The 12,784-nt window shown below is 73.1% G+C and carries 9 protein-coding genes and 1 pseudogene; all 10 read left to right on the plus strand.

Going from position 1 to position 12,784, the window contains the following annotated elements:
• Positions 1-145 precede the first annotated feature (145 nt).
• The 10 genes and pseudogenes from ACFXKG_RS22650 to ACFXKG_RS22695 all read left to right on the plus strand — a co-directional run bounded on the left by ACFXKG_RS22650 (position 146) and on the right by ACFXKG_RS22695 (position 12,741).
• Entirely contained in the window at positions 146-2,275 is a 2,130-nt protein-coding gene (locus tag ACFXKG_RS22650; protein WP_384841865.1) for a glycogen debranching N-terminal domain-containing protein, read from the plus strand.
• A gap of 286 nt (positions 2,276-2,561) precedes the next feature.
• On the plus strand, positions 2,562-2,966 hold the full coding sequence (locus ACFXKG_RS22655; protein ID WP_384841868.1) for a cell division protein SepF: 405 nt from the start codon (positions 2,562-2,564) through the stop codon (positions 2,964-2,966).
• Positions 2,967-3,021: 55 nt separating this feature from the next.
• On the plus strand, positions 3,022-4,179 hold the full coding sequence (locus ACFXKG_RS22660; protein ID WP_384841871.1) for an ATP-binding protein: 1,158 nt from the start codon (positions 3,022-3,024) through the stop codon (positions 4,177-4,179).
• Positions 4,176-4,520 carry a nucleotide pyrophosphohydrolase gene (locus ACFXKG_RS22665; protein ID WP_384841874.1) on the plus strand — a complete coding sequence of 115 codons (345 nt, stop codon included), beginning with the start codon at positions 4,176-4,178 and terminating at the stop codon, positions 4,518-4,520. Before ACFXKG_RS22660 ends, ACFXKG_RS22665 begins: the two co-directional genes overlap by 4 nt.
• Before the next feature lie 150 nt (positions 4,521-4,670).
• Positions 4,671-5,168, plus strand: a pseudogene (locus ACFXKG_RS22670) (DUF6099 family protein); the annotation flags it as partial.
• Between the two features lie 296 nt (positions 5,169-5,464).
• Positions 5,465-6,388, plus strand: coding sequence for an LLM class F420-dependent oxidoreductase (locus tag ACFXKG_RS22675; protein WP_365809504.1), 924 nt, complete (start codon positions 5,465-5,467; stop codon positions 6,386-6,388).
• Positions 6,389-6,419: 31 nt separating this feature from the next.
• Positions 6,420-7,322, plus strand: a complete 903-nt coding sequence (gene mmuM, locus ACFXKG_RS22680) for a homocysteine S-methyltransferase (RefSeq protein WP_384841878.1) — start codon at positions 6,420-6,422, stop codon at positions 7,320-7,322.
• 180 nt (positions 7,323-7,502) lie between these two features.
• Entirely contained in the window at positions 7,503-8,996 is a 1,494-nt protein-coding gene (locus ACFXKG_RS22685; protein ID WP_384841881.1) for a 3' terminal RNA ribose 2'-O-methyltransferase Hen1, read from the plus strand.
• On the plus strand, positions 8,993-11,677 hold the full coding sequence (locus tag ACFXKG_RS22690) for a polynucleotide kinase-phosphatase (RefSeq protein WP_384841884.1): 2,685 nt from the start codon (positions 8,993-8,995) through the stop codon (positions 11,675-11,677). Before ACFXKG_RS22685 ends, ACFXKG_RS22690 begins: the two co-directional genes overlap by 4 nt.
• Positions 11,678-12,009: 332 nt before the next feature.
• A complete protein-coding gene (locus tag ACFXKG_RS22695; RefSeq protein ID WP_384841887.1) occupies positions 12,010-12,741 on the plus strand; it encodes a Crp/Fnr family transcriptional regulator in 732 nt (243 codons plus the stop codon).
• Positions 12,742-12,784: the final 43 nt, after the last annotated feature.

Consider the following 12,784-nt stretch of genomic DNA (forward strand, 5'->3'; position numbering starts at 1 on the left):
ATGGATCTTCTGATGACTCTACGAGTTTATTGGAGCGTTCAAATCCCATTGTCAACGAGCTGAAGTCGTCGTTAGGGTTCTTGGAACGCTCCAATGACTGAGAGGTTCTGCTCTGTTGTCCACCACTGTCAAGACCCACGACGCTATGAACTCCGTCGCAGAGGCCGTCCCGGCGGCCGAGGCACTGCAGCCGTTCCTGCACGACGCCAGCGTCACGCTGTACGCGCCGAGCTTCGCGATATCCCACGCGGACGGGCAGTTCGACGGCGGTGCCGACGGCTTCTACCACGGCGACAGCAGAGCCCTCGCACGGCTGACCGTCGAGGCCGACGGCGTCGGGATCGCGCCGGTACGGGGCGCCCTCGAAGGAGCCGACCGGGCGTCCTTCCGCGGGGTGCTGCGCGGCCTGGGCGAGTCCACCCCGGACCCCGCCGTCACCCTGTGGCGCCGCCGCCGCGTCACCCCCGGATGCCTGGAGGAGACCCTCGAACTCGGCAACGCGGGGCGGAAACACGTCCGGGTCACGCTGATCGTCACCGCCGCCACCGACCTCGCCCTCATGGAGCGCGTCAAGCAGGGCGACGCACGGCCCGCCGTCGCCGCCACCGCCACGGACGCCGGGCTCGACTGGGCCAAGGAGTCCTTCTCCGTACGGCTCACCAGCGCCCCGGAGCCCGCCGCCGTCGACGCCGCGTCCGGACGGCTGACGTACGACGTCGAACTGGCGCCCGGCACCGAGTGGACCGCCGTACTGCGCTGTGTCGCGGCCCACGAGGACGGCGACCAGTTCCCGGCGCCGCCGGCGGAGAGCGTGCCGTGGCGCACGCCGGTGCTGCGCAGCGCCGACCGCCGCTTCGACCAGTGGCTCGGCCAGTCCGCCGCCGACCTCGACCGGCTGCGGCTCAGCGACCCGGTGGCACCGGGCGGGGCCGGGGCGCTCACGGCACCCGGGCGCCCCGCCGACCAGTTCCTGGCCGCCGGAGCCCCCTGGTTCCTCACGCTTTTCGGCCGCGACTCGCTGTGGGCGGCCCGGATGCTGCTGCCCCTGGGCACCGGACTCGCGGCGGGCACCCTCCGTACGCTCGCCCGCCGCCAGGGCCTCCGGAACGACCCGGAGACCGAGGAGCAGCCCGGCAAGATCCTGCACGAAGTGCGCCGCGCCGCCCAGTCGTTCCACGACACCTTCGCCCTGCCGCCCAGCTACTACGGCACCGTCGACGCCACCCCGCTGTGGATCACGCTGCTGCACGACTCCTGGCGCTGGGGGCTCGCCCCCGAGGAGGTCGAGGAGCTGCTGCCGCACGCGGAGGCGGCCCTCGGCTGGATGCACGACCAGAGCGCGGCCGACGGCGACGGCTTCCTGAAGTACATCGACGGCACCGGCCGCGGCCTGGCCAACCAGGGCTGGAAGGACTCCGGCGACGCCATCCGGCACCGCGACGGACGCCTCGCCACCTCGCCGATCGCGCTCTGCGAGGTGCAGGCGTACGCGTACGAGGCGGCCCGCGGCGGCGCCGCCCTGCTGCGCGCCTTCGGCCGGCCCGGCGCCGACCGCTGGGAGGAGTGGGCCGAGCGGCTGAGCGACCGGTTCCGCGACCGTTTCTGGGTGGAGGACGAGCGCGGCGCGTACCCAGCCGTCGCGCTGGACCGGGACGGCAGGCCGGTGGACTCCGTCACCTCCGGCTTCGGCCACCTGCTCGGCACCGGGCTGCTCAACCACGAGGAGAGCGCGCTGCTCGCCGCCCGGATCAGCGCGCCCGACCTGGACTCCGGGCACGGGCTGCGCACGCTGAGCAGCGACTCCGTGGGGTACAACCCGTTCGGCTACCACATCGGTTCCATCTGGCCGCACGACACCGCGATCGCGGTCCACGGGCTGGTCAGGGCCGGTTTCCCGGACGCGGCGGCGCCGCTCGCGGCCGGGTTGCTCACCGCGTCCGCGGGCTTCGACGCGCGGCTGCCCGAACTGTTCGCGGGGCATGGCGTCGCGACCGACCCGGTGCCCTCGCCGTATCCGGCGTCCTGCCGGCCGCAGGCGTGGGCGGCGGCCTCGTCCGTGCTGGTCCTCCAGTCCGCGCTGGGGCTCTCCGCCGATGTGCCGGGCGGCACGGTGACCGTCGCGCCCACCTTCACCGAGGCGTACCGGCCGCTGAAGGCCGAGGGGTTCGACGTGGCCGGCGGCCGGCTCGACATCACCGTCGACGCGGACGGCACGGCGCACATCGAGGCGCCCGCCGGTCTAGAGGTGAAGAGGGAGCACGGCGGCCCCCGTTGAGACGAGGGCGCGTGTGATGTGAGGATGGGGTCCCGGAGGGGCACGGGGCCCCGTCCCTCCGGTCACGTCCGGCGGAGACCGGCGCGTCCGTCCGGCTCCTCCGGTCACGTACGGAAGAGCCGGACGTCACACAGCCGGAGACCGTCACACATGCGTGACCGTCACACATGCGTGACCGTCACACAGCCGGACAAGAGCCGCACACAGCCGTGTCGCTGATGGGCCGAACGGGTGAGGCGCGGGAGGATGACCTGATGCAGACAGAGCGTGCGGGCCGGGTGGTCCGGTGAGCAGGTACGGCCGTTACGACGGGTATGACGCCACCGACGAGCAGTGGGAGGGCCTGGCCCAGGTCGTTCCACTGCGGGGCCGCAACGAGTGGCCCTCGCGGGTGGACCACAGGACCGTCCCCCGGGAACCCGTCGAGGAGAACCGGCGCTTCATCGTGCTGCGGGTCCAGGTGTTCGCGGACGCGCGGGAGGTCGCCGACCATCTCATCGAGCGGATCCCGGTGCTGCTGGACCTGACCGGCGCCGAGACCGATGTGGCCAAGCGGATCCTGGACTTCAGCAGCGGGGTGGTCTTCGGGCTGGGCAGCGGGATGCACCGGGTCGACAAGAACGTCTTCCTGCTCGCCCCGATCGGCACGGAGGTCGAGGGGATCGCGGCGGACACCATCCCCCGATCGTAGGAAGGACCCGCGGGAGGAACGGTTCGTCACCCGGGCCGCCGCATACGGTCCGGCCATGGAAGCCTTCCGTCCCCCGCGCCGGCGCCCCGCCGTCCGGCCCTGGCCCGCCGTCACCGAACTGCGGCTCTCCGCCTTCACCTCGCACCGCGGGGCCGCCTTCCCGATCGGTCCCGTGACGCTCTTCACGGGCGCGAGCGGCAGCGGCAAGTCGACGGCGCCGGCCGCGTACGAGTCGCTGGGCCGGCTCGGCGCCGGCGCCACGCTCGGCGAGGCCTTCCCCGACCCGGTGGCCTGTGTCCCCGAGCGGGCCGCGGCCGACGCGCAGGGGCGGCGCGGCTTCCGGATCGGCTGCACGGTCGACGGCCCGGCCGGCCCCGTCCGGCTCGACCTCGCCGTCCAGGCCGAACCCGAACTCCGGATCGTCGGCGAGCGGCTGACCGGCGGCGGGCAGACCCTGCTGACCACGGCGCCGCGGGACCCGGGCCGCCCTTCGGTGCAGGCGGCCTGGCACACGGCGGGGGCGGTACCGGTGACCCGCGCCCCGCTCCCCGGCGACCGGCTGGGCACGGCGCTGCTGCCGCTGCGCGTCGCGGGGCGCACGGAGGGGCAGTTACGGGTCCTCGCCGCCGCCGAGCAGACCGTGCTCGCGCTGCGGTCGGTCTTCGCCTGCGACCCGCAGCTCATGCGCCTGCCGGTGGCCCGCGGGCAGGGGCGGCTGCGGCGGGGGTGCGGCAATCTCGCGGCGGTGCTCGACCGGACCCTGGAGCACCGGCGGGACCGGTGCGCCGGACGGCTCGCCGCGGCGGCGCGGGCGGGGTGCGCGGGCCCGGTGACGGAGCTGGCCGTCGAGCGGTTCGCGGACGGCACGGTGCGGGCGCTGCTGGCCAGGGACGCCTCGGGCCTCCGTCCCGCCACCCCCGTGGACCGGCTCGGCGAGGGCGAACTCCGCCATCTGGCGCTCGCGCTCGTCCTGCTGGCGGGCCCCGGCGTGCTGGCGGTGGACCGGCCGGCCGGGACGGATCCGGCGCTGCGCTCCCTCACCGTCCTCGCGGACGGGTTCGACCGCGCCCTGGACCGGCGGCAGACCGGCGAACTGCTCTCCCTGGCGGCGTCGGTCTGCGCGGAGGGCCGGCTCGGACTGGTGGGGGCGGTCACGGACGCGTCGTACGCGCGCGGGGCGGCCGGTGTGACGGTGGTAGACCTGGACCCGTGACCGAACTTGATGTGGCGCAACTGCAGCGGAGACTGGCCGCGTTCGCGGCGGCGCGGGACTGGGAGCAGTACCACACCCCCAAGAACCTGGCGGCGGCGCTGAGCGTCGAGGCGTCGGAGCTGCTGGAGATCTTCCAGTGGCTGACCCCCGAGGAGTCGGCCCGGGTGATGGCGGACCCGGAGTCGGCCCACCGGGTGCGCGACGAGGTCGCGGATGTGCTCGCGTATCTCCTCCAGTTCTGCGCGGTGCTGGGTGTCGACCCGCTCGCGGCGCTCGCCGCGAAGGTGGAGCGGAATGAGCTCCGCTTCCCGCCCAAGAGGCCCGCCGATCAGGACGATTGAGCGCGATTGTCACTCTCCGGAGTGGCCGAGTTATGCACAACGAGCCTGCTGTCCACAGATTTCCGCAATGCTCTAGCTTTTCTGCGCCGATGCGCTCACTCTGGGTAGTGGAGTTCTTGGGCAGGATTCTCGTGGGAGTGGGGAGTGCGGATGGATGCGGAACGGCTCATCGCTGTGAGCCGGCATGCCCTGGCGGCGAGCGCGGAGGAAATGGACGTCGTCGCGGAGGCGTGGCAGGCACAGGCCCTCGCTCAGGCGATCGGGCATCAGCTGGCGTTGAGAGGACCGAAGGAGCTGCGCGGGGAGGCGCGGGATCTGCGCGATCTCCCGGATCTGTACGGGGCGGGCGGGGGCGGCGGCATTCCGCCGGACATACCGGGGCTCGGCGCCGGAGCGATACGGGCGCTGCAGCTGTCCGGGGTGCGGGACGTGCGGGAGACGCTGACCGGACTCGGCGCGTTATTGGGCGACGTGGGCATCGCGCTGGTCGCGGTGGCGTGTGCGACGGACGAGGAGGGGCTGTACTGGCAGTGCATAGAGGCGATCGACGCGGCGGACGAGTCGAACGACCGGGTGGGTGGGATGCTGCGGCGCCTCCTCACGCAGGAGCGTGAGAGGGAACGGGAAAGGGAGCGGGAGCGGGACCGGGAGGAGGAGAGGGTGTGGCCGAGCGAGTGGCGACGCGAGCGGGGGTGGGACGGGATGCCCGTCGGCGGCCGTGACCGGGGCCGGGCCGCCGGGGACCGCCTTCCCGAACGGGTCGGGGACCATCTGCCGGACCGGGTCGGGGAACGCGGCGCGGATCACAGCGGGGACCACCGGCGGGAGCGCGGCAGAGGGCGCGGCAGGGAAGAGGCGGCCGACTCGCCGGTGGGACCCCTCTGACCGGGCGGTTCGACAGGGCGGGTCGGAGCGGTACTCGCGTGAAGGTGCAGGATGGAGCCATGGATCTGCGCATCTTCACCGAGCCCCAGCAAGGGGCGAGCTACGACACACTGCTGACCGTGGCCAAGGCCACCGAGGACCTTGGCTTCGACGCGTTCTTCCGGTCCGACCACTATCTGCGGATGGGTTCCGTGGACGGTCTCCCCGGCCCGACGGACGCGTGGATCACCCTGGCCGGGCTCGCCCGGGAGACCAAGCGGATCCGGCTGGGCACCCTGATGACCGCCGGGACGTTCCGCCTCCCCGGCGTGCTGGCCATCCAGGTCGCGCAGGTCGACCAGATGTCCGGCGGCCGGGTCGAACTGGGCCTCGGCGCGGGCTGGTTCGAGGAGGAGCACAAGGCGTACGGAATCCCGTTCCCGAAGGAGAAGTTCGCCCGGCTGGAGGAGCAGCTGGCCATCGTCACAGGGCTGTGGGCCACCGAGACCGGCAAGACCTTCTCGTACGAGGGCACGTATTACCAGCTCACCGACTCACCCGCGCTGCCCAAGCCCGCGCAGCGCAAGGTGCCGGTGCTGATCGGCGGACACGGCGCGACGCGCACCCCGCGGCTCACCGCCCAGTACGCCGACGAGTTCAACATCCCGTTCGCCTCGATCGAGGACACCGAGCGGCAGTTCGGCCGGGTGCGGGACGCGGCCGAGAAGGCCGGGCGCGCGGCGGACGACCTCGTGTACTCCAACGCGCTGGTCGTCTGCGTGGGCAAGGACGACGCGGAGGTGGCCCGCCGCGCCGCCGCTCTCGGCCGGGAGGTGGAGGAGCTGAAGGCGAACGGGCTGGCGGGCTCGCCCGCCGAGGTGGTCGACAAGATCGGACGGTACGCCGCCGTCGGATCCTCGCGGATCTACCTCCAGGTGATGGATCTGGACGATCTCGACCACCTGGAGCTGATCTCCTCGCAGATCCAGTCGCAGCTGAGCTGAACCGTCCGGGATCCGGAGTACGGGAGCCACCGTGAAGCCCGTCCGCGCACTCGCCGCCGCCCTCGCCGAGGGGACCGTCGTCCTCGACGGAGGTCTCTCCAACCAGCTCACGGCGCAGGGGTGCGATCTGTCCGGCGAGCTGTGGTCGGCGAGGCTCCTCGCCGAGGGCCCCGAACAGATCGAGGCCGCTCACACGGCGTATGTGCGCGCGGGTGCCCAGGTGCTCATCACCGCGAGCTACCAGGCGACGTACGAGGGGTTCGCCCGTTGCGGGGTGGGCCGGGACGAGGCGGGCGCGCTGCTGGCCCGCAGCGTGGAGCTGGCGCGCGCCGCGGCCGGGGCGGGGTCGCGGGAGGTGTGGGTGGCCGCCTCGGTCGGCCCGTACGGCGCGATGCTCGCGGACGGCAGCGAGTACCGCGGGCGGTACGGGCTCTCCGTGGCGGAGCTGGAGCGCTTCCACCGGCCGAGGATCGAGGCCCTCGCCGCGGCCGGTCCCGATGTGCTCGCGCTGGAGACCGTCCCGGACTCCGACGAAGCGGAGGCACTGCTGCGCGCCGTCGACGGATGCGGGGTGCCGGTGTGGCTCTCGTACTCCGTCGCGGGCGAGCGCACCCGGGCGGGCGAACCGCTGGCCGGCGCCTTCGCCCTGGCGGCGGGGAACGCCTCGGTGATCGCGGTCGGCGTCAACTGCTGCGATCCCGGGGACGCGGACCGTGCCGTGGAGATCGCCGCGGAGGTGACGGGCAAGCCCGTCGTCGTTTACCCGAACAGCGGCGAGGAGTGGGACGCGGTGGCGCGGGGCTGGCGCGGGGAGCCCACGTTCGACCCGTCCCGGGTGCGTTCCTGGCGGGCGGCGGGCGCGCGGCTGGTGGGCGGCTGCTGCCGGGTCGGCCCGGCCGAGATCACCGGACTCGCCGCTCTCGTCGGCCGCTGACGGCGTCCGGGCGGGAACGGCGCCCGGGCGGGGGCGCAGGCTGGGCGGAGGCGCAGGCTGGGCGGAGGTGTCGGCCGGGCGGGCGGGGTGCCGGCCGGTCGGGCGGGGTGCCGGTCGGGCGGGGGTGCCGGTCGGGAAAACCCGTCGTGGCGAGGGGCCGGGCGGGCCATACTCGATCAGGTGTTCCTGACGATCAGTACCACCGGTACCCCAGAGCGCCCCGCGACCGACCTCGGGTTTCTGCTGCACAAACATCCCGACCGGGCGCAGTCGTTCTCCACGTCCCACGGCACCGCCCAGGTGCTCTACCCCGAGGCGTCCGCCGAGCGCTGCACGGCGGCGCTGCTGCTGGAGGTCGATCCGGTGGCCCTGGTCCGGCGCGGCAAGGGGAAGGGCCGGGGCGGCGCCCCCGACGCGGCGCTCGCCCAGTACGTCAACGACCGCCCCTACGCGGCTTCCTCGCTGCTGGCGGTCGCGCTGTCCACGGTGTTCAGGAGCGCGCTGCGCGGCGTCTGCGCCGCGCGGCCCGAGCGCGCCGCGAGTCCGCTGCCGCTGCGGATCGAGATCCCCGCGGTGCCCGCGCGGGGCGGCGCCGAACTGGTCGGCAAGCTCTTCGGACCGCTGGGCTGGGCCTCGGTGGAGGCACACCCCGTGGCGCTGGACGAGCGGTTCCCGCAGTGGGGCGACTCCCGTTACGTACAGCTCGTCCTGGAGGGCGAGCTGCGGCTCGCCGACGCGCTGCGCCAGCTCTATGTGCTGCTGCCCGTGCTCGACGACGCCAAGCACTACTGGGTCGCACCCGACGAGGTGGACAAGCTCCTGCGGGCGGGCGAGGGGTGGCTGGCCGACCACCCGGAGCAGAAGCTGATCACCAGCCGCTATCTCTCCCGCCGCTGGGGGCTGACCCGGGAGGCCATGAACCGGCTCGAACTGGTCAGGCTCGCCGAGGCCGACGACATCGAGGTCGAGGCGCTCGACAACGCGGTCGAGGCGGAGGCCCCCGCCGACACCGGCGACGAGGCGGGGAAGCCGCCCTCGCTCGCGGAGCTGCGGTGCGCCGCGATCCTGGCCGCCCTGCGCGACGCGGGCGCGAGCACGGTGCTCGACCTCGGCTGCGGCCAGGGCCGGCTCGTCCAGGCGCTGCTGAAGGACGCGCGGTTCACCCGGATCGTGGGCGTGGACGTGTCCGTACGGGCGCTGACCGTGGCCGCGCGCCGGCTCAAGCTGGACCGGATGGGGGAGCGCCAGGCCGAACGCGTCTCGCTGGTCCAGGGCGCGCTCACGTACACCGACAAGCGGCTCACGGGCTACGACGCGGCCGTGCTGAGCGAGGTCGTGGAGCATGTCGACCCGCCGCGGCTGCCCGCCCTGGAGTACGCGGTGTTCAGCGCGGCCCGGCCGCGCACGGTCGTCGTCACCACCCCCAACGCCGAGTACAACGTGCGCTGGGAGACCCTTCCCGCCGGGCAGACGCGCCACAGCGACCACCGCTTCGAGTGGACCCGGGCGGAGTTCCACGCCTGGGCCGGGGAGGTGGCGCGGCGGCACGGCTACGGGGTGACGTACACCCCGGTCGGGGACGACGACCCGGAGGTGGGACCGCCCACGCAGATGGCGGTCTTCGTCGAGCAGGCGAGGGATGCGAAGGACGAGACGGAGGGGAAGGGCCGATGACCCGCGACCAGGAGCACGCGGTCGACCGCGCGAACGCGGCTGGGAACGAGAAGGCGAGCGGTGGTGGGAGTGCGGCCGGTTCCGGCAGGAGTGCGACCGGTTCTGATGGAAGCGTGACCGGTTCCGATGTGAGTGCGACCGGTTCCGAGGCCCGCGCGGCCCGGCGTCTTCCCGTGCCCGACCTCTCCCTCGTGGTGCTGATCGGGGCGAGCGGATCCGGCAAGTCCACCTTCGCCCGTACCCGGTTCAAGCCCACCGAGGTCGTCTCCTCGGACTTCTGCCGCGGTCTGGTCGCCGACGACGAGAACGACCAGAGCGCGAGCGGCGACGCCTTCGACGTGCTCCACTACATCGTCGGCAAGCGCCTCGCGGCCGGCCGGCTCACCGTCGTCGACGCCACGAACGTGCAGACGGAGAGCCGCAAGGAGCTGGTACGGCTCGCCCGCGAGCACGACGTGCTGCCCGTCGCGATCGTTCTCGACCTGCCCGAAGAGGTGTGCGCCGCGCGCAACGCCGCCCGCCCCGAGCGGGCCTCGATGCCCCGCCGGGTGATCAGACGCCACCGCGGTGAGCTGCGCCGCTCGCTGCGCGGACTGGAGCGCGAGGGCTTCCGCAAGGTCCACGTCCTGCGCGGCGAACGGGAGGTGGAGGCGGCCGAGATCGTCCTCGAACGCCGGTACAACGACCTCCGCCACCTCACCGGCCCCTTCGACATCATCGGTGACGTCCACGGCTGCCGCTCGGAGCTGGAGACCCTGCTCGGCCGGCTCGGTTACGTCGACGGGGTCCACCCGCACGGGCGTACGGCCGTTTTCGTCGGCGACCTCGTCGACCGGGGCCCGGACAGCCCCGGGGTGCTGCGCCGGGTGATGGGCATGGTCGAGGCGGGCAGCGCCCTGTGCGTCGCCGGCAATCACGAGAACAAGCTCGGACGCCTGCTCAAGGGCAGAAAGGTCCAGCTCACCCACGGACTCGCCGAGACGGCCGAGCAACTGGACAGGGAGGACGACGCCTTCCGCGCGAAGGTCGGGGAGTTCATCGACGGGCTCATCAGCCACTACGTGCTGGACGGCGGGAAGCTGGTGGTCTGCCACGCAGGGCTGCCCGAGAAGTACCACGGGCGCACCTCGGGCCGGGTCCGCTCGCACGCCCTGTACGGCGACACCACGGGCGAGACCGACGCGTTCGGCCTGCCCGTGCGCTACCCATGGGCCGAGGACTACCGGGGCCGGGCGGCCGTCGTCTACGGCCACACCCCCGTACCGAACACCTCGTGGCTCAACAACACCCTCTGCCTGGACACCGGAGCGGTCTTCGGCGGCAGGATGACCGCGCTGCGCTGGCCCGAGCGCGAACTGGTCGACGTACCGGCCGAGCGGGTCTGGTACGAGCCGGCCAAGCCGCTCACCACCGAGGCGCCCGGCGGCCGGGAGGGCCGGCCGCTGGACCTCGCCGACGTGCACGGCCGGCGGATCGTGGAGACGCGTCACATGGCGCGCCTCGCGGTGCGCGAGGAGAACGCGGCGGCGGCCCTGGAGGTCATGAGCCGCTTCGCGATCGACCCGCGGCTGCTCGCCTATCTGCCGCCCACCATGGCGCCGACCGCCGTCTCGCACGAGGAGGGCTTCCTGGAACACCCGGCAGAGGCGTTCGCGCAGTACGCGGCGGACGGCGTCGCGCGGGTCGTGTGCGAGGAGAAGCACATGGGTTCCCGCGCGGTGGCGCTGGTCTGCGCGAGCGAGGCGGTGGCCGAGGCGCGGTTCGGGGTGCGCGGAGCCACGGGCGCGCTGCACACCCGTACCGGACGGCCGTTCTTCGACGACCCCGCGGTCACCGAGGAGATCCTCGGACGGCTGCGGACCGCCGTGACCGCCGCGGGACTCTGGCGAGAACTGGACACGGACTGGCTCCTGCTGGACGCCGAACTGATGCCCTGGTCGCTGAAGGCGACCGGCCTGCTGCGCACCCAGTACGCGGCGGTGGGCGCCGCGGCGGGCGCGGCGTTCCCCGCAGTCACCCGCGCCCTCGAAGCCGCCGTGTCCCGGGGCGTACCGGCGGCCGGCCTGCTGGCCGCGCAGCGCGAACGGGCGGCCGACGCCGCCGCGTTCACCGAGGCGTACCGGCGGTACTGCTGGACGACGGACGGCCTGGACGGTGTGCGTCTGGCGCCGTTCCAACTGCTGGCCGCACGGGGCCGCAACCTCGCCGGTGTGCCGCACGACCGCCAACTGGCCTGGTTGGACCGGCTGGTCGAGCACGATCCGGCCGGGCTGCTCCAGGTCACCCGGCGGCTGCTGGTCGACACGGGCGACGCGGACTCGGTGCGCGCCGGGGTGGACTGGTGGCTGGAGATGACGGAACGGGGCGGCGAAGGCATGGTCGTCAAGCCGCTCCAGGCGCTGGTGAAGGACGCCAAGGGGCGGCTGGTGCAGCCGGGGATCAAGGTCCGGGGCCGTGAGTACCTGCGGATCATCTACGGTCCCGAGTACACCCGGCCGGAGAATCTGGCGCGGCTGCGCGGCCGGTACCTCGGCCACAAGCGCTCGCTGGCGCTCCGGGAGTACGCCCTCGGCCTGGAGGCGCTCGACCGGCTGGCCGACGGCGAACCGCTGTGGCGGATCCACGAAGCGGTCTTCGCGGTCCTGGCCCTGGAGTCGGAACCGGTGGACCCAAGGCTCTGACCTGCTGAGGAGCAGGTTTTCCACAGGTACGGGGAGGCGCTGTCAGTGCCTCCCCGTACGGTGTTTTCCAGGCACGGGGACGAACGCCTGTACCACGTCCGCCGTCGTCCTGAAATCGATCCTGCCATTTCGCACGTAACAGGAGGTTCCGAGGAGCATCATGGTCGAGTTGACGGCGCTGTGACGAGGTCCTAACGTTTCGTCACCGCTGATTGATCAGTAGTCAAAACTTTTACCAGCAAGCCTGGTTGGCGCATAACCAGCGCACGGGGCGAACAGCTGTGACCGGTGTGACGGCTGTCCGGAACGCGCACATTCTCACGGGGGTGAGTATGAGTCTTATCGAACGCAATCGTTCCTTCCTCGACGCCCTCACTCCCCAGGACCGCGCCGCCCTGCTCGCCCTCGGCACGCGCCGGGCCTACGCCCCGGGCGAGGTGATGCTCAGGGAACGGGACACGACGACCTTCGTACTCGCCCTGCGCTCGGGCTGGTCCGTGGTCTCCGTCGACACCGACCGGGGAGCCCGGCTGATCCTCGCGCTGCGCGGCGCGGGTGAAGTGGTCGGCGACATGGCCGCGTTCGACCAGGGGCCGCGCAGCGCGACCGTCACCGCGCTCGGCCGCGTGGAGGCCACGGCCGTCTCCGGCGAGCGGTTCCGCAGCTTCCTCGCCGCGCGTCCGCACGCCACCTCACTGATCATGCGCCAGCTCAGCGCCCGGCTGCGCAGCGCCGACGTCGAACGCCGCTCGCTGGCCTCCGGCTCCGTCCTGCAACGCCTCGCGGCCCGGCTGGTCGAGCTGACCGAACGGGTCGGACGCCCCGGCGGCGACGGCACCGTGGTCGAACTGCCGCTGCCCCAGCACGACCTGGCGGCGGCGATCGGCGCCACCAGGGAGGCCGTCGCCAAGGCGCTGCGCCTGCTGCGGGAGCAGGACGTCGTACGGACGGGCACTCGGCGGCTCACGGTCACGGACATACAGGTGCTGCGGCTGCTCGCCGACGGGCGGCAGTCGCAGCGGCCTCGGGCGGAACGGCCGGAGAAAACTCCTCCGGCTGTGTAAACGGCTACATCGCCCGCCGCGTTTCGCGGCGAGGCTTGTTCTG

It is taken from the genome of Streptomyces sp. NPDC059255 (genome assembly GCF_042752355.1).
In the GTDB taxonomy this organism is placed as follows: domain Bacteria; phylum Actinomycetota; class Actinomycetes; order Streptomycetales; family Streptomycetaceae; genus Streptomyces.